The sequence below is a fragment of the Aestuariivita sp. genome (genome assembly GCF_021404545.1).
In the GTDB taxonomy this organism is placed as follows: domain Bacteria; phylum Pseudomonadota; class Alphaproteobacteria; order Rhodobacterales; family Rhodobacteraceae; genus Aestuariivita.
On sequence record NZ_JAAWWD010000063.1, the window covers coordinates 57,678 to 81,482 of the forward strand.

The window sequence follows — 23,805 nt, forward strand, 5'->3', positions numbered from 1 at the left end:
CGTCAAAATCTGATCAGTCGCGCGTGCCGGAAAACCGTGTTTGCCAGTCTTCGCGTTGCTCGTCGGTGATCTTGGCAAACAAGACATCCGGCACCGTAAATGCATGCCCGCCGGGCAAAGCGCGCAGCGCCGCGTCCACATCGGTCGGCCAATCGGTCTCAAGCGTGTTCATCGCGCTCAGCATCCGGGCCGAGGCCGTGGGGATGAAAGGCGCCGAGATCACCGCATAGAACCGGATCAGGTTCAGACCCATCCGCACCTGTGCGGCGGCCCGCTCAGGGTCTTCCTTGACCGTGGCCCAAGGGGCGGCCGATTGCAGATACTCGTTCCCGGCCACCCAGATCGCACGCAGCTCTTGCGCGGATTTGCGGACCTCCATCGCCTCCATGCAGGTCTCGTAGCGGCGCAGACGGGCTTGCAAATCCGCAATCAAGACCTCTTCCTGCGCACCGTAAGCGCCCCCGTCGGGCACGGCTTCGCCGAATTTCGACCGGCAGAATTTGGTAATGCGGCTTACGAAATTGCCCAGTACATCGGCCAGGTCCTTGTTCACCGACGCCTGGAAATTCTCCCATGTGAACTCACTGTCCGAGCTTTCGGGCGCATGGCTGAGAAGCCACCAGCGCCAATAGTCGGCAGGCAGGATCTCCAGCGCCTGATCCATGAACACGCCGCGCCCCTGGCTGGTCGAGAATTGCCCGCCATCGTAATTCAGATAGTTGAACGACTTGATGTAATCGACCATCTTCCAGGGCTCGCCCGACCCGATCAGCGTGGCCGGAAAGCTCAGCGTGTGAAAGGGGACGTTGTCCTTGCCCATGAACTGGGTATAGCGCACATCCTGCGCGCCCTTGTCGGTGCGCCACCACCGCTCCCACTCGGCGTCCGCGCGACCCGTGGCTTCGGCCCATTCGCCCGCGCAGGCGATATATTCGATGGGCGCATCGAACCAGACATAAAAGACCTTACCCTCCATGCCCGGCCAATCGTCATCGCCCTTTTTGACCGGAATGCCCCAGTCGAGATCGCGCGTGATGCCGCGATCCTGCAACCCGTCGCCATCATGCAGCCATTTCTTGGCGATCGAGGTGGTCAGGATCGGCCAGTCGGTCTTGCCATCGATCCAGGCGTCGAGCTGATCTTTCAGCCCGGATTGACGCAGATATAGATGCTTGGTCTCGCGCACCTCCAGATCGGTAGATCCGGAGATTGCGCTTCGCGGCTCGATCAGATCGGTGGGATCGAGCTGTTTGGTGCAGTTCTCGCACTGATCCCCGCGCGCCTTGTCATATCCGCAATTGGGGCAGGTGCCTTCGATATAGCGGTCGGGCAGAAAGCGGCCATCGGCATTGGAATAGACCTGCTTTTCGCTGACCTCACCGATCAGCCCAGCCTCGGCCAGACGGCCCGCGAAATGCTGGGTCAGCCGGTGGTTCTGCGGGCTGGAGGAGCGTCCGAAATGATCGAATGACAGACCGAACCCCTTGGCGATCTCGGCCTGGATCGCGTGCATCTCGCGGCAATACTCCGCCACGGGCTTGCCTGCCTTGGCAGCGGCCAGCTCGGCGGGGGTGCCATGCTCGTCGGTGGCACATAAAAACAGCACCTCATGGCCACGTCCGCGCTGGTAGCGCGCATAGAGATCGGCTGGCAACTGGCTGCCTACCAGATTGCCCAGATGCTTGATCCCGTTGATATAGGGAATGGCCGAGGTGATAAGGTGACGGGTCATGCGCGCCTGCTTTGCAACAAAAAAGGGTCCGGGACTGAGCCGCTGCTTTAGCGTATTGACTGGGCGGTGACCAGATGGCTCAACTGTCCGCGTCGGTCTTTGAGCGGTCGCGTTGGCTGCCCATCAACCGGCCGATGATAAAGCTGGTGCGCGGTGCATAGACAAAGGCGGTGCGTTCGGTCCGGGTGGGCCGTGCCCGCATCCGGGTCAGGCCAAAGACCACCAGCACCACATGTCCCACCGCGATCAGCACAAAGAGGGCAGGCGGGCCATAAAGCCCGATCAGGACAGAGGCCAGATAAGGCGCTGCGATCGCCCCGGAAGCGAACCAGAACATCAGCGCCGCGGACAGCTCCACCCGTTCATGGCTCTGGGCGAAATCATGGGCATGCGCGGCGGCCACAGAATAGATCGGGAAGCTGGTGAACCCAAACAGCCCCGCCATCAGCATCACACCCATGGTGCCCACATCCTGCGCGGCAATCGTGATCCCGCAACTGATCGTGGCGGCGACCGACAGCCAGATCAGCACCCAGCGGCGGTCATACTTGTCCGCCAGCCAGCCGACGGGGTATTGCGCCAGTGCGCCGCCCAGAACGAAGGCGGCCAGAAACCAGGCGATCTGATCGATGCTCAGCCCGACCTCTTGCCCGTAAAGCGGACCCACCATCCGAAATGACGCGCCCGAAAGCGCCGCCACCACCACCCCTGCCGCCGCCAGCGGCGAGCGTGCGACCGCCAGCATCGGTTTCAGGCGTGGTGCGCTGGGGATCTCGGGCTGTTTGATCCGGGTCAGCGTGAGCGGCAGGATCGCGGCACAACAGATGATCGCCAGGATGTTGTAGGAGATGTACGAGGCGGGCTCCAATACGCTGATCACCATCTGGGCGGCCAGCGACCCGGTCATATCGACCAGGCGGTAAACGCCCATGGCGCGCCCACGCGTCGCGTTGGTGACCTTGGCCTGAAGCCAGCTTTCGATCACCGTATAACAACCGGCCACACACATGCCCGACGCGATCCGCATCAGGGCCCAGGCATAGGGATCGATCACCAGCATATGGGCCAGAAGGCCAATCGCCCCGGCTGCGGTAAAGGCCGCGAAGGCCCGCGAATGACCGACCGCCCCCATCAGCCGGGGCGCCCACCAGCAACCGATAAAAAAGCCCAGAAAATGCGCCGAGCCCAAAAGGCCGATCTCTTGCGTCGAAAACGACAGTGCAATGCCCGAGAGCGCATCCAGAGGGCCCAGACCGCCGGAGGAGAGTTGCATCAGCAAGACCGACAGGAACAGGGCCGCAAATGAAATCAGCATACGCATTTGCGCCCACCGTCGCAGTGTTGGTGCGCATCGCTTGTGCTTAATCGACCAAGTCAGGTCGTTTTTCGCCGTTCCTGCCCGGCAGATGCGCAGGCATCGTCAAAGCGGTCCTGGAAGGGCCGAACCGGACCCAATTTGCAGATCACCCTGTCTGTACCCGACGGGCAGACATCGCGCTTGACGCCGAAAATCGGTTGAAATATGCACCAACCCTGCTGGGCGGGTATGGTGAAATGGTATCATAAGAGCCTTCCAAGCTTAAGGTGCGGGTTCGATTCCCGCTACCCGCTCCAGCCTGTGCTCTCATACCAGACCCCTTTGCTTGAACATCGCTCCGCTCGCGGGGCGCGGCATCTGGCCGCTTGACCATTACGCGCCTGGCGGTCAAGAAACACCGACCTTAAATGCATGTTTGCGGGCATGACCCGCAAGCACGCCCGATACGCAAGAGCGCGAATGGCCCGAATGGATACCGCCGCCCCTCCCTCGAAACTTGGCGAGGAAGAGCGCGAGAAATCGAAGAACATGCGAGCGCTGTCCGCGCTCTGGCCATTCTTGCTGCCCTATCGCGCGCTGATGGGGGCGGCCTGCGCGGCGCTGATCCTGACCGCGATCGTGTCGCTGACCCTGCCTTTGGCCGTGCGTCGGGTCGTCGACAATTTCGAAACCGAAGATGGCGCGCTGCTGGATGTCTATTTTGCCGGCGCTCTGGGAATTGCGGCACTGCTCGCGCTGGGAACGGGCCTGCGCTATGCGCTGGTGACCCGGCTGGGCGAGCGGGTCGTAGCCGATATCCGCAAGGCGGTCTTTGGCCGGGTGATCGGAATGAGCCCCGCCTTTTACGAGCGCATCATGACCGGTGAGGTGCTCAGCCGGATCACCACCGACACCACGCTGATCCTGTCGGTGCTGGGCTCATCCGTGTCGATTGCCCTGCGCAACCTTCTGATCTTTGTGGGCGGGCTGGCGCTGATGCTGCTGACCTCGGCCAAGCTGTCGGGACTGGCGTTGTTGCTGGTGCCTGCGGTGATCGTCCCCATTCTGGTGCTGGGGCGCCGGTTGCGGGTGCTCAGCCGCGAGAATCAGGACTGGATCGCGGCCAGTTCCGGCAATGCATCCGAGGCGTTGAGCGCGGTGCAGACCGTGCAGGCCTTTACCCATGAGGCCGAGAACCGCGCCGCGTTCTCGGACGTGACCGAGCGCAGCTTCGACGCCGCGCGCAGGCGTATCTGGACCCGCGCCGTCATGACGGTGATCGTGATTTTCCTGGTCTTTTCGGGCATTGTCGGCATCCTGTGGATCGGTGCCAATACGGTCCGCGCCGGTGAGATGACGGTCGGCACGCTGGTGCAGTTCGTGATCTATTCGGTGATGGTTGCGGGATCGGTCGCGGCGCTTTCGGAGATATGGGGCGAGTTGCAGCGCGCGGCGGGCGCCACCGAGCGGCTTGTTGAGCTGTTGAACAGCATCGACACGGTCAGCGATCCCGCAACGCCGATCGCTGCGCCGGCGGTGATCGAAGGCCGAATAACCTTCGAGGACGTAACCTTCCACTATCCGTCTCGCCCCGGGATCGCGGCCCTCGATCATGTATCTTTGGACATCGCCCCGGGTGAGACGGTGGCCTTTGTCGGCCCCTCGGGGGCGGGCAAGACAACGATCATCCAGATGTTGTTGCGGTTTTATGATCCCGATAGCGGCCGCATCTGCCTTGACGGGACAGATCTGGCGGCGATGGCGCGAAGCGATTTTCGCAAGCATATCGCGCTGGTGCCGCAGGATCCTGTCATCTTTGCCGCCTCGGCCCGGGAGAACATCCGTTTCGGCAGACCTGACGCCAGCGATGCGCAGGTCGAGGCCGCCGCGCGGGCTGCGGCGGCGCATGAGTTCATCTCGGCCCTGCCGGACGGGTATGACAGCTATGTGGGCGAGCGCGGCGTGATGCTGTCGGGCGGGCAGAAACAGCGGATCGCCATCGCGCGGGCCATTCTGCGGGACGCGCCGGTGCTGCTTCTGGATGAGGCGACCAGCGCGCTGGATGCAGAAAGCGAACGCGCGGTGCAGCAGGCCGTCGATGAGCTGAGCGAGGGGCGCACAACCCTGATCGTGGCGCACCGGCTGGCCACCGTGAAGAAGGCCGACCGCATCGTCGTGCTGGATCAGGGCCGCGTCGTGGCCACCGGCAGCCATGATGCGCTGGTGTCCGAAGGCGGCCTTTATGCGCGGTTGGCGCGGCTTCAATTCACCGATGGAATTGCAGCGGAATAAGCCCGACAGGCACCGGAACCGCCCATTCAAAAGCCTGAACACGGACCAGATCTGAACCCTGAACACCGCTCTTTCAGCGGGGTCGGGGGTACGCCTTTCGCTGGTCGAAACGGGTGGTGCGCCCAGGGCATGTCAATCCTTGACGCGGCTTGGCGCAACGTCACCTTGCAAAATGACCCTGCGTGCAACCTTGCCAAAGCTTGCACGGATGCTCATTTGCCCCCATTTTGGAACGCAACAAGGAAGCCGCCCGAAAAACGGGTGAAATGGGGAGGATGTCGACATGGCCTTTACGGGTCTGCCAGACAAGCACGCAATCGAAACCGAAATGCCCTGGGCCGAACGGGACGTCGCCAAGACGCTCTATGCGCAACTGAGCCAGACCGCGGGCAAGTTCCCGAATCACAGCGCGATCAGTTATCAGATCTTTTCCGGCCCCGGCGACAAGGCCGAAACGCTGACCTGGTCAGAACTCAAGGATCAGGTGAGCCAGGCGGCAAACCTCTTTCGGTCGCTGGGCGTCGGTGAGACGGATGTCGTGGCCTATGTGCTGCCCAATTGCAACGAAACCGTGGTGACCCTGCTGGGCGGTGCGGTGGCGGGCATTGCCAATCCGATCAACCCCTTGCTGGAACCCGAACAGATCGGCTCGATCCTGCGGGAGACCAAGGCCAAGGTCGTGGTCACGCTGCGGCCGTTCCCGAAAACGGATGTGGCCCAAAAGGTGGCCGAGGCCGTGCGGCACGCGCCCAATGTCACAACCGTGCTCGAAATCGATCTTGTGCGGTATCTGACCGGCGCGAAAAAGCTGATCGTTCCGATGATCCGGCCCAAGCTGCCTGGCGAGAAACACGCCGATTACAAAAGCTTTCACAAGGAGATGGCCAAGCAGCCCAAGACATTGCGGTTTGAGGCCTCGACCGAGAATCGCGTCGCCTGCTTTTTTCACACCGGTGGCACCACGGGCATGCCGAAAGTGGCCCAGCACACCTATGAAGGCATGATCTATAACGGCTGGCTGGGGCATGAGCTGCTCTTTACCGAAGACGACAACATCATGTGTCCGCTGCCGCTGTTTCATGTATTCGCTTGCCATGTGATCCTGATGGCGGCGGTGTGTTCGGGCGCGCATGTGGTCTTTCCCACGCCGCAGGGCTATCGCGGCGAAGGGGTGTTCGACAATTTCTGGAAGCTGTGCGAGCGTTGGAAAATCTCGTTCATCATCACGGTGCCCACGGCGATTTCGGCCAAGATGCAGCGGCCGGTGGACGCGGATGTCTCAACCGTCAAGACCGCGTTTTCGGGCTCTGCCCCGTTGCCGATGGAGCTATTCCGCCGCTTTGAGGAGGCCGCGGGCATCACCATCGTCGAAGGCTATGGCCTGACCGAGGCAACGTGCCTGGTGTCGTGCAACCCGGTGGATGGCGAAAAGAAGGTGGGCTCGATCGGGATCCCGTTCCCCTATACGGATGTGAAGATCTTCACCGCCACCGATCAAGGCCCCATCGAGGCCGAGATCGACCAGATCGGCGAGATCTGCGTGTCCAATCCCGGCGTGACCGTCAAGGCCACCTACACCGAGACCGACAAGAACCGGGATCTTTATCACGGCAATTACCTGCGCACCGGCGATCTGGGCCGGATCGACGCGGACGGGTATCTGTGGATTACGGGCCGGGCCAAGGATCTGATCATTCGCGGCGGTCACAACATCGATCCCGCCGAGATCGAAGAGGCGCTGCTGGGCCACCCGGCCGTGGCCTTTGCCGGGGCCATCGGCCAGCCCGACAGGCATTCGGGCGAGATCCCTTGCGCCTTTGTCGAACTGGTCGACGGGGCAACCGCCGATCCTCAGGAATTGCTGGAATACTGCAAGACCCATGTGCATGAACGTGCCGCTCATCCCAAACATCTCGAAGTGCTTGATGAGTTGCCCAAAACGGCCGTCGGCAAGGTGTTCAAACCGGATCTGCGCAAGAGCGCGATCACACGGATCTACAATGCGGCGTTGGAAGACAGCAAGGTTCAGGCCCGCGTGGTGAATGTCATCGATGACAAGAAACGCGGGCTGGTTGCCCAGTTGCAGCGCAACGGCGCGGATGAAGACGATGTCGCCAAGGTGCTGGGCGGATTTGTCCGACCGTGGGAGTGGGCGGCCTAGGCCGTTGAATTACGACAGCTATCTGGATGAGGAGGTCCGCGCGTTCATCGCGCGGACCGATGCGCTCTCTCCCCCCGACGCGGTCAATCTGAGCATTTCCGATCAGCGGCGGGTCTATGACGATCTCTGCCGCGCGTTCGATACGGGATATCCCGACGGTGTTGCCACACGCGACCTGGACGCGGGGGGTGTACCGGTGCGCCTTTATGAGGCGGGCGCGCCATCGGTCTCGGTGATCTACCTGCATGGCGGTGGGTTTGTCGTGGGCGGGCTTGAAAGCCATGACAGCATCTGCGCCGAGATCTGTTCGGGCACCGGACATCGTGTGATCTCGGTCGATTATCGGCTGGCACCGGAGCATCCGCACCCGGCAAGCTTTGACGATGCCGTGACCGCGACCGCCTGGGTTCTGGAGCGGTTTCCAGGGCCGGTCGTTTTGGTGGGCGACAGCGCCGGAGGTACTCTGGCCGCCGCCGTGACCCATGCGATGCGGGGGCGCACGGATCGGATCACCGGACAGTTGCTGATCTATCCCGGCTTGGGTGGGGACATGACCAGAGGGTCTTATGTGACCCATGCCAATGCGCCTGGGCTGACCACGGCCGATATCGGGTTTTATCAATCCGTGCGCACAGGCGGGGCAATCCCCGAGGGCGATCCAAGCTATGCACCCCTACAGGACAGCGATTTCACGGGCCTGCCGCATACGATCATCGTGACCGCGCAATGCGATCCGCTGGCCGATGATGGTGCAGCCTACCGCGACGCGATCCGTGCTGCGGGGGGCAAGGTGCATTGGATCTCAGAAGCGGGGTTGATCCACGGATATCTGCGGGCGCGGACCCTGTCGACGCGGGCGCGTGACAGCTTTGCCACCATTGTCGCGGATCTTCAGTGTCTGGGCCAAGGCGTCTGGCCCTACGACTGACAGGGGCGGCTGCGCCGCATTCCATTTTATTCGTGCGCGGCCGCACGGGCCTTGGGACGCTGTCCCAAACCCTGGGAATATTGAGAGCCAGAAGAAGCAAGCGGGTTGTGAACCTCCCTGTTTCGGTTGCAGGCGTCGATGTGGCTGGGCGCTCGGTCTCAGCGGAGAAACGGCGATGCCTTCATCGTGTCGGGGATCGGCGCGCCCAGCCGTGACAGGATCGTCGGGGCCAGTTGCAACTGATCAATGACGGTGTCTTCGGGCGGCCCCTCTGCGGGTCCGAAATAGTAGAGCGCCGTCTCCTGTTGCAGGGCGCCCCGGCCGCCGTGATGGCCGCGCGCGTCCTGGCCATGATCGGCTGTGACGATCACCTCATAGCCCAATTGACGCCAGCGTGGGATGAAAGGGGCCAGCATTTCGTCCATCACGAAACAGGCGTGATCCATCTCATGGCTTTCGTGCTGAAAGCGGTGTCCCATGCTGTCGAGGGTGCAGGTATGCAGCATGCCATAGTTCAGCCCGAAGCGCAGGCAAAGGTTGGTAAGTGAGGCAAAGAGATCCACATCCGACGGTGTCATCTGATTGTCCCGGCCATAGCCGGTCATCGAATGGAACCGGCCATGTGCGATGGTCTGTGCCTCCGGTTCGTCATATTCCACATCGCGCACATAATCGAAGGGGTGGCGGTTGAAGAACTGGCTCCAGAAGCTGTGCGCGACTGCCCCCGTGACCCCACCAGCGCGCCGGGCTTCGGAGAAGATATCCGGATGCGTCAGGCGAAAGACATTGCCGTTGCCGGTGCAGCCATGCTCGGCCGGGGTCACGCCGGTGTGGATCGAGGCATAGCAGGAGGCTGAGATCGATGGCAGCACCGCGCGATGGGTCCAGACGCGCGCGTCCCCGCTGTCCACCCAGCCTTCGAGATTGCCAAAGAGGCGGCGGAAGTTGCGATGGGGCACCCCGTCGAGGATGATGAGAAGAAGCTTGGCGTCCATTGCGATCCTTCGGGATTATGAGGCGATCCGGTCCCGCAGGGGTAGGACGCTTTCTCACGGGCTGTCAACTTCCTGAAAGGACATGGCGATAATCGCACCCGGCGCCCCAAATGTAAGACAGGACGCGGGATCGTCCCGTGTCTTTGGGGCGCGGTTGACCCGTCATGTCGGCTCGGCCCGAAAGGGAGGGAAGATCGATGTGGAAGCGTCTCATTTCAATGTGTTTTGTGTTTGGGTTGGCAGCGACCGCGCCCCCCGTTCTGGCGCAATCCAGGTGTGATGTGCATGATCGGATCGCCGCCCGGCTGGATCAGACCTTTGGCGAGGTCCCGATCGGGCGCGGCTTGCAATCGCCCCAGCGCATGTTCGAGATCTGGCACTCGGCGCGAACCGGAAGCTGGACGATCCTCTTGGTCCGTCCCGATGGAATGGCCTGTATCATGGCGGCGGGCACCGCATGGGTAGAGGCGCGGCGGGCCACACCCAAACCGGATCCCGATCGTTGATCCTTTGGCAGGGCCTCAGTTCCCGGCGCTTTCCATCTTGCGATTGGCCAGAACGTCTTCGAGCCAGCCCAGCTTCATCTCCGGCACGGAGCTGAGCAGCAGATCGGTATAGTCATCAAAGGGTGGGCTGAGCACATCGGTTTTGGTGCCATAGCGCTGCACGCGGCCCTGATACATCACCGCGATACTGTCGGCGATCGCGCGCACCGTGGCCAGATCATGGGTGATAAAGAGATAAGCCACGTTTTCCGACGCCTGCAAATTCAGCAGCAGTTTGAGAATGCCGTCCGCCACCAGCGGGTCGAGCGCCGAGGTTACTTCATCGCAGATGATGAGCTTTGGCTTGGCCGCCAGGGCCCGTGCGATGCAGACGCGCTGTTTTTGCCCTCCCGACAGCTCGGCGGGATAGCGATCCTGAAACCCGTCGCCCAGCTCGATCTCGTCCAGAAGCTCCTGAATGCGCTTTTGCTTTTCTGCGCCCTTGAGGCCGAAGTAGAATTCCAGCGGCCGACCGATGATCGTGCCCACGGTCTGGCGCGGGTTCATGGCGGTATCGGCCATCTGGTAGATCATCTGCAATTCGCGCAGATCTTCGATCGGCCGGGAGGGTTGATCGGGGGTCAGCTCGCGCCCGTCAAACACGATCTTGCCCTGGCGCGGCGGCAAAAGCCCGGTGATCACGCGGGCGAGGGTGGATTTACCGGATCCGGATTCGCCCACCACGGCCAGCGTCTGCCCGGGGTAAAGCGCGACAGTCACGTCATGCAGCACGTCGAAACTGGTGCCCTTGTAGCGCGCGGTGATATGTTCGCATTTCAGCACCGGCTCTCCGGCGGGGGCTTTTTCGGGATGGTCGATGGACCGGACCGAGACGAGCGCCTTGGTGTAATCCTCTTGTGGATGGTTGATGATCTGATCGGTGGGGCCATACTCGACCATGTCGCCCATGCGCAGCACCATGATGTTGTCGCTGACCTGGGCGACGACCGCCAGATCGTGGGTGATATAGAGAGCCGCCACACCAGTGTCGCGGATGGCGTCCTTGATGGCGGCCAGCACGTCGATCTGCGTGGTCACATCCAGCGCCGTGGTGGGTTCGTCAAAGACCACCAGATCGGGTTCGGGGCAAAGCGCCAGTGCGGTCATGCAGCGTTGCAACTGTCCGCCCGACACCTGATGGGGATAGCGTTTGCCGATCGTGTCTGGGCCGGGCAGACCCAGTTTGCGGAAGAGGGAGACCGCGCGGTCCTCGGCCTCTTTCTTGCCGAACTTGCCCTGGCTGATCGCGGCTTCGGTCACCTGTTCCATGATCTGCTTGGCTGGGTTGAAGCTGGCTGCGGCGGATTGGGAGACATAGGTGACCTCTCCGCCGCGCAGTTTGCGGACATCGCCCAGGCTGGCCTTGAGGATGTCACGGCCATTGACCCAGACCTCGCCTCCGGTGATCTTCACGCCGCCCCGGCCATAGGCCATGGAGGCAAGACCAATGGTGGATTTGCCCGCGCCGGATTCTCCGATCAGCCCAAGCACCTTTCCCGGCATCAGATCGAAATCGACGCCATGCACGATCTCGATGTCATGGGGTTTTTCACCGGGGGGATAGACCGTGGCCCCGATCCTGAGGCCGCGGACTTTGACGAGGGGGTCTGTCATGAGCAGCTCCACCGGATAGGGTTCAGGGGCAGGGCCGGGCAGGGGGCGGGGTCAACGCGCATCATCCCCGACCCCCTTTCAGCGATGTGGTCCGGTTCAGGACCCAATCTGCCACCAGATTGACCGAGATCGCCAGCGTCGCAATCGCGAGGGCCGGGTAGAGTGCCGCGCCGATCCCGAAATTGATGCCGTCCTTGTTCTCTTTCACGATGCCGCCCCAATCGGCCAGCGGCGGTTGAACGCCGATCCCAAGGAAGGACAGGGTCGAGATGAAGAGCACCATGAAGATAAAGCGCAGCCCCATTTCCGCGACCAGAGGCGAAAGAGCGTTTGGCAGGATTTCGCGAAAGATGATCCAGGCGAGTTTCTCGCCGCGCAGGCGGGCGGCCTCGACATAGTCCATGACCGAGATATCGACGGCCACGGCACGGGCCAGACGGTAGACGCGGGTGCTGTCGAGCAGACCCATCAGCACGATCAGCGTCAGTACGGTGGCCTCGATCGACGACAAGATCACCAGCGCCAGGATCAGCGACGGGATCGCCATCATCAGATCGACGAACCGTGACATCAACTGGTCGAACCAGCCGCCCGTCACGGCCGCCAGAAACCCCAGAACCGAGCCTGTGACAAAGCTGAGGATGGTCGCGGCGGTGGCGATAAAGATTGTGGTCTGGCCGCCATAGATCATGCGGGTCAGCAGATCGCGCCCGATCTGGTCGGTGCCCAGCCAATACTCGGGCCTGGGCGTGCCTTCGGGCATAAGGCCCAGCATATATCCGATGCGCGACGGCTCCCACACATCACCCACGGTTTCGGCCATGCCATAGGGCGAGATCACCGAGGCGAAGATCGCCGCCAGAAAATAGCTTGCCGTTATAAACAGGCCGATTACGGCTGACAGAGGGACATTCTTCAGCACTGTGTTCCCCCCTTGGCACCGGGGGCGGTGGATAGGCAACGCGTTCCGCCAGTTTGTCTTGCAAGCCCGCCCGGTCGACGCGATACGATGTTTTGCAGAATACTCATTTTGGGTGCCTCAACCGCGGGTTGGCGAGGATCGACACCACATCGGCGATGATGTTGAGCACGATGTAGACGGCGGCGAAAATCACACCGCAGGTCAGCACCACCGGCACGTCGCGTTTGACCACCGCATCGACCAGATACTGGCCCATGCCGGGATAGGCGAACACCACCTCGACCACCACGACACCCACCACCAGATAGGCAAGATTGATCATCACCACGGTGACAATCGGTGCAATCGCGTTGGGGAAAGCGTGGCGATAGATCACGTTGAACGTGGTCAGGCCCTTCAGCTCGGCCGTCTCGATATAGGCCGATTGCATCACGTTGAGGATTGCCGCGCGGGTCATGCGCATCATATGCGCCAGCACCACCAGCGTCAGCACCGCCACCGGCAATGAGATCGCGTGCAACTGCTCCAACAGCGTCATGCCGTCATTGATCGACGCAAAGGACGGTGCCCAGAAAAGCTGCACCGCGAAGAAGAAGATCAGGATATAGGCGATCATGAATTCGGGCAGCGAGATGCTGGCCAATGTCACACCCGAGATCAGCTTGTCGGGCCAGCGGTTCTGATAGCGCACCGCGATCAGACCCAGCAGGATCGCCAGCGGGACCGAGATCAGCGCGGCCCAGAACGCCAGAAACAGCGTGTTCGACATGCGAAACGCGATCTGATCGGCAATCGGCAGCTTGTTGGTCAGGGCGTTGCCCATATCGCCGGTGACGATACCGCCCAGCCATTCGAAATATCGGGTCAGCGCCGGGCGATCCAGGCCCATCTCTTCGCGCAGGTTGGCGAGGTTCTCGGCGGTGGCGGCCTGACCCAGAATGGCCTGGGCGGCGTCACCGGGCAGGATTTCGGTCAAGCCAAAGATCAGCGCAGATGCGGCCAAGAGCAACAGGATGCCCAGCGCAAGGCGCTGGACAACCAGGGTAAGAACGGGATGCATGCCTGCGTCCCTTACGCTTTCCAGGTTTTCTTGGATGCGTACCAGTTCATCTGCGGGCCGTTGGGATCAGCCGACCAGTTCTGGATCTGGTTCGAGACGCCATCGACGAAATTGTTGAACATCGGCAGGATCAGACCGCCCTCGTCGCGCAGCATCCGACCCATTTTGGAATAGATCTCCTTGCGCTTGGCCTCATCCAGCTCGGCGCGCGCCGCCAGCAACATCTCGTCGAATTCAGGAACTTTCCAGCGCGTGTCGTTCCAATCCGCGGTCGACAGATACGCGGTCGTATACATCTGGTCCTGCACCGGACGCCCGCCCCAGTATGAGCAGCAGAAAGGCTGCACGTTCCACACTTCGGACCAATAGCCGTCATTGGGCTCGCGCCGGACCTCCAGCGGGATGCCCGCCGCCTGGCAGGACTGCTGAAAGAGCGCCGCCGCATCGACCGCGCCGGGGAAGGCCCCGTCCGCCGTGCGCAGGATGATCGGAGAGCCGTCATGGCCGGACTTGGCATAATGCTCACGCGCCTTTTCAAGGCTGTGTTCACGCTGCGGGATGGTCGCGTCAAAGAGCGGATAGGCCCCGTTGATCGGAAAGTCATTGCCGACCGAGCCATAGCCCTGGAGGATCTTGTCGACCATGTCCTGCCGGTCCAGCGCGTATTTCAGCGCCAGCCGCAACTCATTGTTGTCGAAAGGCGCTGTGTCGATATGGGCGATGAACACGTAATGCCCACGGCCTTCGGTCGCACGCACCGACAGGGTAGGGGCGCGGTCCAGCAGGGCGGCGATCTTGGGTTCGACGCGGTTGATCGAATCCACCTGGCCCGATTGCAGCGCCGCTGTCCGCGCCGTGGCGTCGTTCAGCACGATCACCTCGACCTCGTCGTAATGGGCGATCTCGTCCTGACCGCCAGCCCAGTAATTCGGATTGCGCTTGAAAGTCATGCGCACGCCCGGCTCGTCGGTCTCCAGCGTATAGGGGCCGGTGCCAATCGCGGCCGTCGGGTCGTCGAAGCCGCCATCGGGTTGAATTTTCAGATGATAATCCGTCAACAGGTACGGAAGGTCGGCGTTGCCGATGCCCAGGGTCACCTCAAAGACGTCACCGTCCACGCGCATGCTCTCGATGGATTGCACGATGCCCAAGGCGCCCGATTGCGAATCCTCGTTGGAATGACGCTCCATCGTGCGCAGCGCGTCTTCGGCTGTCACGGTCTTGCCGTTGGAGAACTCGATGCCATCGCGGATCTTGAACCGCCAGGTCTTGGCATCCGCCGTGCTCTCCCAGCTTTCGGCGACGAACCCTTCGATAGATCCGTCGGGTGCGACCTCGACCAGGCTTTCGCCCCAGCAGTTGCCGCCCGCGATCGGCACATCCGAGGCCCAGCTGGCCGGATCCTGGCTGTTGGTGGATTCTCCGCCCTGTACGCCCATCCTAAAGACACCGCCCGCAACCGGGCTCATGGCGCGGGCCGCAGCGGCAAACAGCGTCGATGCCATCGCCGCACTTACCCCCAGCGCGGCGGCCTTGCCCATAAATTCACGACGGTTCATTTTGCCGGCGGTCACACGCGCGGCGTAATGGTCGAGTTGATCTTTCATGAAAATCTCCCAGTTTATTTATGATCCGCGTCTTGGATGAGCGGTTTGTTGATTGGCCGGTCAAGGTTTGCGTATTTGGCCCAAGGTCGCAAGGGCTAATGACCACCAGGTGGCTGGCATCCCTAGATCTGGTCCCGTTCGATCCGGTCCGTGACGCTGCGTTCATAGATGAGCGCGTCGTTCTCATAGGCGTGCAGTGTTGCACTGAGATGAAAGTGGGTGGTGTCGGACCACATCCGACATTTGGCCTCGGTCCGCAACCGGATAGCGCCGCGTTCGATCTCGTCCGTCCAGTGGCAGTCGCCCCGCGCAGAAAGCGGATCGTCGGGGTGGATGGTCCAGATCTCGCGCGCCACCGATCCGGTGACCAGATCGTGATCCGCATCGCGCAGCTTGCCGAAATCATCCTCAATAGAAAGGGATACCGCGCCCGTGACATGATCGGTGCTGGACCGGCGGGTATGGCGTTCCGGGCGCAACGTCTCGGCCCGCCAGGGGGCCTCTGCGTCGGGCGGCGGAAAGCTGCGCTCGCTGCCCGCGGCGGTGGGTCGGACCGGCAGGTCGATCCGCCCTTGGGTCAGGGTCAGCCGCGCGCGCGCCGGTCCAGGCCAGATCAAAGGCCAATAGGCGTTCGAGATCGCCAGCCGCAGCCGGTGCCCTTTGGGCACATGATAGGCGATGTGATCCAGCGACAGCGTGATGATCTGGGCCTCTCCCACCGGCATCGGGGTCGGATCTGCGGGATTTGCGCGGTGGGAAAGGTTCAGCACGCCATATGTGATTCGCGTCGAGGCGCCATCGGGGTGCACATGGGTCAGCCGTACGGCGATCCGGCCCTGGGGTCGGTCTGAGGTCAGCCTCAGCGTGACCCGGGGCGCACCCGCGATATCCGCTCCGGTCTCCAGCGGCGGGGTGTCGAAACACACCGATTTGCCATCGTCGGCGCGCTGATCGCCGGGCAGTTCGGGGCCCAGCCAGATCGCGCAGTATTCGCCCGCGTCCGCCCCGGTATCCTGCGGGGAGGCGATCACTGCCTCAAAGGGGGCTGCCTCGCCCAGACGGCCCTGTGACAGATGCAGCACCTCGATCGCCTCCGGTGCGGGTGTTGTGTTGATCCAGCGCCCCGGGCGCTCGGTATACCAGGTGGCGGGGCGGACCCCATCCATCAGATAGACGGAGTAATCCGGATCTGCCTCGACCCCCGTCTCGATCCCCTTGAGCCAGCGGTCCCACCATCTCAGCGCCTCCTGCAAGAACCCGATGCGTGGCTCGGGCACGGCGAAGTGGGGGTACTTGTGGACCCAGGGGCCGATGATCCCCTTGGCGCCGGGGATGTTCTCGACGATCTGCGGCACGGCATTCTTATAGGCATCCCCCCAGCCACCCACGGCCAGCACCTTGGCGGTGATGGCCGAGAAATCCTCGCAGACCGATCCGTGGCGCCAATAGGCATCGCGCCGCTGGTGACGCAGCCAGAGCGCGGGCAGAAACGGTTCGGCCTCCAGCCGTTCGAGCCACATCTCGCGCCAGTCGGGGCGCAGCGCGGGATCCGGTGCGCGTGAGGAATAAGACCACATCGTGGCCCCCCAGCCGAGGTTTTCATTCAACAGGCAGCCGCCCTTGTAGTGAATGTCATCGGCAAAGCGATCCACCGTCGAGCAGAGCGTAATCACCGCCTTCAACGCCTCGGGCCGCATCGCCGCCACTTGCAAACCATTGAACCCGCCCCAGCTGATCCCCATCATGCCCACCTGGCCCGAACACCAGGGCTGCGTGGCGATCCAGCCGATCACCTCGACCGCATCGCTCAGCTCCTGGGGGCTGTATTCATCCTCCATTACTCCCTCGCTGTCGCCGTTGCCGCGAATGTCCACACGGATGCAGGCATAGCCGCGCTTGGCAAACCAGGGATGGGTCAGCGCATCGCGCGCGCAGGTCCCGTCGCGCTTGCGATAGGGCAGGTATTCCAGGATCGCGGGCACCGGATCGGCATCGGCATCCACCGGCCGCCAGACCCGGGCCGAAAGGCGGGTGCCATCGGCAAGCGTGATCCCCAGATCGGGCAGCTCTTCGATGTCGCGCAAGGTATTGATCATGCCGCGACACTCAGAGCGCGCCACCCCCCTGTCAAGCGCCCCTGCTTCTTCTGGCCCAAAATATTCCCGGGGGTTTGGGGGCAGAGCCCCCAGGCGCGGCTCATGCTTTCACCGCCACCAGCAGATCCATGACATTCGTGCCCGTGGGCCCGGACACCAACAGCGCCTCATGTGCCGCCAGATAGGTCCCACTATCGGCGGCGCGCAACGCATCTGCGGCGCCATCTCCCCAGGTGGCACCGTCGACACAGCCCCCCGCCGCCTCGGTCGGGCCGTCCGAGCCATCTGTGCCGCCCACCACAACAGCGATATTGTCGTGACCGGCAATCTCGCGCGCCAGCGCCAGGGCGAGGGCCTGATTGCGCCCGCCCTGACCGGGTGTGTCGGGCAGGACCACAGTGGGCTCGCCCCCCAGGATCAACACGCCCGGTGCCATCTTCCGCAGCCGCGCGCCGATCTGCAGGGCCAGCACGCGCACATCGTCGTAAAGACACTCCTGATTTGCCAGAACAGGCCGATCGCTCGCAGCCTCCGCCGCAGCCCGCGCGATCCGGTTGGAGGCCACGATGCGGCAATCATAGGCAAAACGCACGCTTTGCGGCGCCGCCCCGACGCCGGATCCGATCACGGCGATCTCGTCGCGGGGCACATCGGAAATGGCCAGCACCCGCACCTCCGTGCCCTTGAACCCCGACAAGAGCCCGCCCCCCTTGATCCGCGAGATCTCTCTGCGCCGCGCGTTCATCGCCCCGATATCCAGCCCCTGCGACAGAAGGCTCCGGTTGAGCGCGGCAAGGCTCTCCAGCGTTTCGCCCGGCACCAGATCCTCGGCCAGGGACGACGCCCCGCCCGAAACCAGCAGTATCAGCCGCGCGGTGCGCCCAAGCTCCGTAACCGCCTGCCTCAACGCGGCCCCCGCGACAAGGCTGCGCGCGTCGGGGACGGGGTGGGCGGCTTCGATCACGCGCACATGGCCCGGCAAACCGGGGCAATGCCCGTCCTTGGTGACCACCAGACAGGGCACCGGCCCGTACCGGTCAAGCGCCGCGCGCGCCATGGTCCCCGCGGCCTTGCCGACCGCCAGGATGCAATCCGGCGCAGGCCCCTCCAGCGCGCGGGCGGTCGCGGCATAGCCGTCGACGGCCGCCACACCGGCTTGCCAGAGGCCGAGCGCCTCATCGCGCAGGGTCATGTGGACGTGTCCAGCCAGATCGTGACCGGCCCGTCATTGACCATAGACACGGCCATCTCGGCGCCGAATTCTCCGGTTTCGACCGTTATGCCAAGATCCGCCAGCGCGCGCGCGAAATAGGCATAGAGCCGTTCGCCCTCCGCCGGGGCGGCGGCCTGGGAAAACCCGGGCCGGTTGCCGCGCGACGTATCGGCGGCCAGTGTGAACTGGCTGACCACAAGGGCGGCCCCGTCCATATCCGCGACAGACAGGTTCATCTTGCCCGCCGCATCGCGAAAGATGCGCAGCTTGGCGATCTTGGTGGCCAGCCGATCGGCCTCTAGCTCGCCATCGCCCTGCATGGCGCAGATCAGGATCATCAGCCCCGGACCGATCTGCCCGACGGTGGTGCCCGCCACATCGACGCGGGCCTCGGACACTCTCTGGATCAATGCGCGCATGTCGGTTCCTTTCTGTGGTCAGCCGCGCCAGTCGACGATATCGGCGACCTCTGCACGGGTGGTGCGAAACCGGTTCGCGGGAGCCTGCGTATCCGCATAACCAAACGAGATCGCACACAGCACCAGACGATCATCGCCAATATCGAAATGGCGATGCACGAAGGGCGCATAGGACGCAATCGCCGCCTGCGGGATGGTGGCGATGCCCAGAGCCTGCGCCGCGACGGTAAAGGCGGTCACGAACCCACCGCAATCCATCGCGCCATAAGGCCCCAGTTCGGTCGGTGAGGTGATGATGGCCACATGCGGCGCATCAAAGAGCGCAAAGTTGCGCAGCATCTGGGCGGAGCGTCCGGCGCGGTCCGACTTCTCGATGCCCACCGCATCGTAAAGTTGAAAACCACAGGTCCGGCGCCGGTCCTGATAGATGCCGGAATAGCCATCGGGAAAGGCGATGTCGGGGCTGTGGTTGGCGGTGGCGACTTCGGCCAGAAGGGCAGAGCGAAACCGCTCGGTCTCTGCCCCGCTGGTTAGGGTCACTTGCCAGGGCTGGGCGTTGCACCAGCTGGGTGCGCGGCGGGCCAGCGCCACGATCCGCTCGATATCGGCGCGCGGCACCGGGTCGGGGCGAAAGGCGCGGCAGGAAAACCGCGCGGCAAAGACCTGCTCCATCGTGGTGTAGGCGTCGCTCATATCCCTCTCCCTCGGGGTCGTTTTCGCGGCACAATGGCGATGGGCGCGGGCAATCGCAAGGGGCCCGTTTTGACGCGGATCAATGAGCCCGGTCCCGGCCTCGGCGATAATATGGGCGTTCTCAAAGCAACAGGAGCATTCGACATGGTGGAGAAATCTGAAACCGGGCATTTCTGGCCTTCGCTCTACGAGCCATTTCGCACCTTTGGCACTCGTCTGGCCGACTGGCTGAGCCCTGCGGCCGAAGCCTCCGGCGACGGGCAGGCCTATGTGATCGACATGGAGCTGCCCGGTGTCAGCGAAGCCGATATCGAGCTGATGATCGAGGATGGTGTTGTTACCATCCGTGGAGAGAAGAAGACCGAGCAGGAGAAAAAAGGGGACACCTGGTATTTCAGCGAGCGGCAATACGGCGCTTTCCGCCGGTCGTTCCGGTTGCCCGCGGATGCCGATGCCGACGGCGTCAGTGCCCGAATGAAGGATGGGGTGCTGCGCGTGAAGGTGCCGCGGACAGCGCCGCAACCTTCTGAAAAGGCACGTAAGATCGAGATCGCCAAGGGTTAGCGGGCAGATCCAGACGGCGGCTGCTACTGGTTTTGGGCCACGACAAAACCGATGGCGCCCGCCACCACCAGACCCAGCACGACGGCAATCGCGATCTTGACGACCGACCAGGGGCGTTCGCCCTGCACCCGCCCGGTGCGCCCATTGACCACGAACCGGTATGTCTCACCCCGGTATCTGTAGGCCGCCAGCCAGACCGGCAGCAGGACATGCTTGAAGGTCACATCGCGGATATCGGTGTCGATGGCATGAATGCGCTGGCGATCGCCACCGATGTCGAACCGCACGTCACGTTCGATCACCCGGGCCATTTTCTGGCGCGCCTCGTCATGACCTTCGGGCAGCGTGACGGCATAGCCTTCGGCGCGAAAGCCTGCCAGAAACTCGGGCCGGTAGGGTTCGAGTGCCGGCAGATCCCACGGCTCCAGCGCGTCCGTAAAGCGCTTGGGCAGGCTGTGCGAGGCCAGCACCAGCACATCGTCGAAAAACCGCGCAACCCGGCCGGAGGCAGGGCGCCAGCGGACTTTGGGGACCCGGACCTGGGTACGTTTGCCGTCGCGCATCACGGTGCGCGTCTGATAATAGACCGTGCCCCGTTCGCCGCGGTAATCCGATGTCGTTTCGGCATCAAATGTCCAGTAGGGCACGTAGATGCCCTGCATTTTCCGCCCCTTGCGCGCATAATCCTGCAACCCGTTCGGCGCGAACCACAGCCGTCCCAGCCAGGCTTTCATCGCATCGCGCGCGGCCTCTTCGGTCAGGGCAAAGGGCAGAACACCGCGCGGTTTGATATGCCTGTGGATACCGGTATCGGTGACCACCGGTGTGGCGCAGAACGGGCATTCCTTGGCATGGATCTGTGGGTCGTATTCCACCTGTGCCGCGCAGTTGGGGCAGGACAGGACCCGGGTTTCCTCCATCTGCGTCTCGGGCAGGGCCTGTGCCTGGGCCGCGTCGAAATCCAGCTCTCGCAGGCTGGCGCCTTCCCATGGGCCCGCGCGGACTTCTTGGGAATGGCCGCAATGCGCGCAGGTCAAGGCGCCGGACTGAGGGTCGAACCGGTAGTCGGCGCCGCATTGCTCGCATGGAAAGCGGTGTTCCTGAAGGGGTGCGGTTGGCGTGTCAGTCATAGCATGTCATGCAGGGGTTTGGGGGTAATGCGCCGCAACGCGCCGTCACCCAGGGCGGTATGGCGCCAAAGGTGGAACACCGCATGAAGCGACGCGGCCCCCAACGTATAGAAATAGATCTCTCGCAGCGAGGCGGGTGCCGTCCATTGTCCCAGAAGGGCAAGCGCCGTGAGCGCGGCGACCGCGGCAAGGCCCAGATACATCGCCCAGCTCAGAACAGGATGCGCGCTGCGCAAAAACCCGGTCAGTTTCGGTCCGGGCCCGTTCAAAAGGCCTCGCAACAGTGCCAGCCCCGTCATCATAAACGCGCTGGCCACAAAGACCCAGGCCAGCGCCGGAACCGGACCCGCGGCGACCAAAAGGATCAACAGCAGCAAGTTCAGCCAGTGCAAGGCAACTGTCAGCGACCGTCGGTCCAGCATGTCCGATCACACCCCCGGCGGAGGTGGCGGCGGCAACACGGTGAAAAGCTGCGCCAGTTCGGCCACATCCTCGGCCCGCAGCCAGCCGTCCTGGCCCGCAGTCCACACGAACGTGTCGCGGGTCAGTGTGCCATCGGCGGCCATCCGCCCCAGCTTGGCCTTGGAAAACGGGCCGGTGGTGGCGCCGTTCTCGGCGATATGCCAGACATGCTCGACCGGCGGCGGGGGCGGTGCGAGGGCCGCAGGCTGCGGCGATTGCGCCACCTGGCGCGCGCCCCAGGGTCCGCCCTGCGCGGCCTGCTGGCCGATCTGCATACCCAGCCCTGCACCCAGCCCCGTCTGGATTGCCGCGGCCCCCGCGCCATCGCGGCCCAGGGCCTCGGCCGCCTGAAACTGCATGTATTCGTTGAGATTTCCGATCACCCCCATGGAGGTGCGCTTGTCCATCACCTGCTCGACCGCGGGCGGCAGCGAGATGTTTTCGACATAAAGCTCAGGAATCGCCAGCCCGTACCCAGCCAGCGTTCCAGCGATGTCTCCGGCAACAAGCTGGCCCAGCTCACGGGTGTTGGCGGCCATGTCCATCACCGGGATGCCCGCCCGCGCGATGGTGCGCGAAAACTCCTGCACGATGATGTTGCGGATCTGAAAGCTGATCTCGTCCATGGTGAACTCGCCATCGGTGCCGACGATTTCGACCAGGAATTTCGCCGGGTCCGCGACCTTGACAGTATAGGTTCCGAAGGCGCGCAGCCGCACTGGCCCAAATTCGGGATCGCGGCAGATCACCGGGTTCTTGGTGCCCCATTTGAGGTTTGAAAACCGGGTGGTATTGACGAAATAGACCTCGGATTTGAAGGGACTTTTGAAGCCGTGGTCCCAATGCTGGAGCGTGGTCATGACGGGCATGTTGTTGGTCTCAAGCATATAAAGACCGGGGGTGAAGACATCCGCCAGCTGCCCTTCATGCACGAACACCGCCGCCTGACCTTCGCGCACGGTCAGCTTGGCGCCGTACTTGATCTCGTGCCCCTCACGTTCGAACCGCCAGACCATGGTGTCGCGGGTGTCGTCGACCCAGTGGATGACGTCGATGAACTCGCCGGTGAGAAAGTCGAAAATGCCCATGAATGATCTCCTTGGGGGTCAAAGGCTCAGAGCTGCTGGCCCATCAGCTCGCGCGCCAGGATGCGGATCACGGGGCGGGCGGCGTCGGCGTCCATGCCCTGGTTGAGGCGCGGATCGTAGAGCATCGAAAGCAGTTGCTCGTCATGGCTGGTCAAGAGCGCGAACTCGTCATCGTCGTTAAAGATCGACGGGCGCGCATCCGGGCTGTCATTTGCCAGGCCAAGTCCCTGCGCCAGTTCCTCGTGAATACACGACAGCCGGATCAGGTCGGGATGTTCGGCCCGGATCACGGCCACGGCGCGGGTATAGTTCTGCGGGTTGTCATTGCCGGAAAACGCCACGACCAGACAATGGATCGACCGGGGCAGGGAGGTGATCACCTCCAGCGTCCGATCAGAGATGTTGGGCACCTTCTGACGCAACAGGGCAATCATCTGATCGGTGTCATCCTCGCTCATGAACAGAACGTGGAAATTGCCCTGACCGGCATAGCTGATCGGATGCCCGGTCACCCGCGCCAGACGCCGGACATAGTTCCGGACCGAAGCGCGGTCCTGGTCCCGTCTGGCGGTTGGCACGCTGTTGCCAAAGCTGATATCCATCCGGACCGGCCCGCTCCAACGTCGCAGCTTGCCCGCCGTGTCACGGGATGTGGCCGTCAGGCCGGCCCCTTGGGCGTATTCGTCGAAAAAGGCGATGCGCTCGAAATTGCGGGCCAGCACGTCGGCGGTGTAGGGTGTGTCGGGCCCACCGCCATCGGTTCTCAAGAGCCCTTGGGCCACCAGATCGGCCTGTAGCCGCCCGTAATAGCGGGTCAGTTGCTCGCTGCCCAGTGAGCGCGGCACATCGCCAGGCACCACCAAGGCGGCGGGGCGCGAGGGTGGGGTGGGCACCGGCTCCACCTGCTGGATCATGGCACAGCCCGCCAGCAGAACCCCAACCCCGGCCAGGGCGACTGCGTCGATATATGTGCGCACCCGCGTCATG

Annotated in this window: 20 protein-coding genes and 1 tRNA gene; 6 read left to right on the forward strand and 15 right to left on the reverse strand. The window is 63.1% G+C overall.

The window, feature by feature from the left end:
• Nucleotides 1–13 precede the first annotated feature (13 nt).
• Nucleotides 14–1,732 carry a methionine--tRNA ligase gene (gene metG / locus HEP69_RS20335; RefSeq protein ID WP_290560340.1) on the reverse strand — a complete coding sequence of 573 codons (1,719 nt, stop codon included), beginning with the start codon at nucleotides 1,730–1,732 and terminating at the stop codon, nucleotides 14–16.
• A gap of 79 nt (nucleotides 1,733–1,811) precedes the next feature.
• Entirely contained in the window at nucleotides 1,812–3,053 is a 1,242-nt protein-coding gene (locus HEP69_RS20340) for an MFS transporter (protein ID WP_290560341.1), read from the reverse strand.
• Nucleotides 3,054–3,272: 219 nt separating this feature from the next.
• On the opposite strand from HEP69_RS20340, the gene HEP69_RS20345 reads away from it, so the two are divergent.
• The 4 genes from HEP69_RS20345 (at nucleotide 3,273) to HEP69_RS20360 (ending at nucleotide 8,410) form a co-directional block, all read left to right on the forward strand.
• Nucleotides 3,273–3,346 (forward strand) — tRNA-Gly (locus HEP69_RS20345).
• Nucleotides 3,347–3,509: 163 nt separating this feature from the next.
• On the forward strand, nucleotides 3,510–5,321 hold the full coding sequence (locus HEP69_RS20350; RefSeq protein ID WP_290560342.1) for an ABC transporter transmembrane domain-containing protein: 1,812 nt from the start codon (nucleotides 3,510–3,512) through the stop codon (nucleotides 5,319–5,321).
• Between the two features lie 283 nt (nucleotides 5,322–5,604).
• Nucleotides 5,605–7,482: an acyl-CoA synthetase gene (locus tag HEP69_RS20355; protein ID WP_290560343.1), complete on the forward strand. Its 1,878-nt coding sequence runs from the start codon at nucleotides 5,605–5,607 to the stop codon at nucleotides 7,480–7,482.
• Entirely contained in the window at nucleotides 7,454–8,410 is a 957-nt protein-coding gene (locus HEP69_RS20360; protein ID WP_366111713.1) for an alpha/beta hydrolase, read from the forward strand. Before HEP69_RS20355 ends, HEP69_RS20360 begins: the two co-directional genes overlap by 29 nt.
• 158 nt (nucleotides 8,411–8,568) lie before the next feature.
• Here HEP69_RS20360 and HEP69_RS20365 read toward each other — a convergent pair whose 3' ends face one another.
• The gene (locus HEP69_RS20365; RefSeq protein ID WP_290560344.1) at nucleotides 8,569–9,405 is read right to left on the reverse strand and encodes an alkaline phosphatase family protein; all 837 of its coding nucleotides are present in this window, start codon (nucleotides 9,403–9,405) and stop codon (nucleotides 8,569–8,571) included.
• A 197-nt stretch (nucleotides 9,406–9,602) separates the two neighbouring features.
• Between HEP69_RS20365 and HEP69_RS20370 the strand changes: the two genes are divergently transcribed.
• Nucleotides 9,603–9,911 (forward strand): hypothetical protein, encoded by a 309-nt coding sequence (locus HEP69_RS20370; protein ID WP_290560345.1) that lies wholly within the window; start codon nucleotides 9,603–9,605, stop codon nucleotides 9,909–9,911.
• A gap of 15 nt (nucleotides 9,912–9,926) precedes the next feature.
• On the opposite strand, the gene HEP69_RS20375 is transcribed toward HEP69_RS20370, so the two are convergent.
• From HEP69_RS20375 to HEP69_RS20410, 8 genes are all read right to left on the reverse strand, one after another.
• Nucleotides 9,927–11,564: an ABC transporter ATP-binding protein gene (locus HEP69_RS20375; RefSeq protein WP_290560346.1), complete on the reverse strand. Its 1,638-nt coding sequence runs from the start codon at nucleotides 11,562–11,564 to the stop codon at nucleotides 9,927–9,929.
• Nucleotides 11,565–11,625: 61 nt separating this feature from the next.
• On the reverse strand, nucleotides 11,626–12,483 hold the full coding sequence (locus HEP69_RS20380) for an ABC transporter permease (RefSeq protein ID WP_290560387.1): 858 nt from the start codon (nucleotides 12,481–12,483) through the stop codon (nucleotides 11,626–11,628).
• Nucleotides 12,484–12,589: 106 nt separating this feature from the next.
• A complete protein-coding gene (locus HEP69_RS20385; RefSeq protein ID WP_290560347.1) occupies nucleotides 12,590–13,546 on the reverse strand; it encodes an ABC transporter permease in 957 nt (318 codons plus the stop codon).
• 11 nt (nucleotides 13,547–13,557) lie between these two features.
• A complete protein-coding gene (locus HEP69_RS20390) occupies nucleotides 13,558–15,153 on the reverse strand; it encodes an ABC transporter substrate-binding protein (RefSeq protein WP_290560348.1) in 1,596 nt (531 codons plus the stop codon).
• 122 nt (nucleotides 15,154–15,275) lie between these two features.
• Nucleotides 15,276–17,249, reverse strand: coding sequence for a CocE/NonD family hydrolase (locus HEP69_RS20395; RefSeq protein ID WP_290560349.1), 1,974 nt, complete (start codon nucleotides 17,247–17,249; stop codon nucleotides 15,276–15,278).
• A 100-nt stretch (nucleotides 17,250–17,349) separates the two neighbouring features.
• A complete protein-coding gene (locus HEP69_RS20400) occupies nucleotides 17,350–18,441 on the reverse strand; it encodes a DUF4147 domain-containing protein (protein WP_290560350.1) in 1,092 nt (363 codons plus the stop codon).
• Complete coding sequence (dtd, locus tag HEP69_RS20405) at nucleotides 18,438–18,881, reverse strand: D-aminoacyl-tRNA deacylase (protein WP_290560351.1); 444 nt, start codon at nucleotides 18,879–18,881, stop codon at nucleotides 18,438–18,440. Before dtd ends, HEP69_RS20400 begins: the two co-directional genes overlap by 4 nt.
• Before the next feature lie 18 nt (nucleotides 18,882–18,899).
• On the reverse strand, nucleotides 18,900–19,574 hold the full coding sequence (locus tag HEP69_RS20410) for a nitroreductase (RefSeq protein WP_290560352.1): 675 nt from the start codon (nucleotides 19,572–19,574) through the stop codon (nucleotides 18,900–18,902).
• 144 nt (nucleotides 19,575–19,718) lie between these two features.
• On the opposite strand from HEP69_RS20410, the gene HEP69_RS20415 reads away from it, so the two are divergent.
• On the forward strand, nucleotides 19,719–20,138 hold the full coding sequence (locus tag HEP69_RS20415) for an Hsp20/alpha crystallin family protein (RefSeq protein ID WP_290560353.1): 420 nt from the start codon (nucleotides 19,719–19,721) through the stop codon (nucleotides 20,136–20,138).
• Between the two features lie 23 nt (nucleotides 20,139–20,161).
• On the opposite strand, the gene HEP69_RS20420 is transcribed toward HEP69_RS20415, so the two are convergent.
• From HEP69_RS20420 to HEP69_RS20435, 4 genes are read right to left on the reverse strand one after another with little or no spacing between them, the layout of a single operon-like run.
• On the reverse strand, nucleotides 20,162–21,268 hold the full coding sequence (locus HEP69_RS20420) for a TFIIB-type zinc finger domain-containing protein (protein WP_290560354.1): 1,107 nt from the start codon (nucleotides 21,266–21,268) through the stop codon (nucleotides 20,162–20,164).
• On the reverse strand, nucleotides 21,265–21,690 hold the full coding sequence (locus tag HEP69_RS20425; protein ID WP_290560355.1) for a hypothetical protein: 426 nt from the start codon (nucleotides 21,688–21,690) through the stop codon (nucleotides 21,265–21,267). The genes HEP69_RS20420 and HEP69_RS20425 overlap by 4 nt, the downstream gene beginning before the upstream one ends.
• Before the next feature lie 6 nt (nucleotides 21,691–21,696).
• Nucleotides 21,697–22,818 (reverse strand): SPFH domain-containing protein, encoded by a 1,122-nt coding sequence (locus HEP69_RS20430; RefSeq protein ID WP_290560356.1) that lies wholly within the window; start codon nucleotides 22,816–22,818, stop codon nucleotides 21,697–21,699.
• A 26-nt stretch (nucleotides 22,819–22,844) separates the two neighbouring features.
• Nucleotides 22,845–23,804 (reverse strand): DUF2927 domain-containing protein, encoded by a 960-nt coding sequence (locus tag HEP69_RS20435; RefSeq protein ID WP_290560357.1) that lies wholly within the window; start codon nucleotides 23,802–23,804, stop codon nucleotides 22,845–22,847.
• Nucleotide 23,805 lies beyond the last annotated feature (1 nt).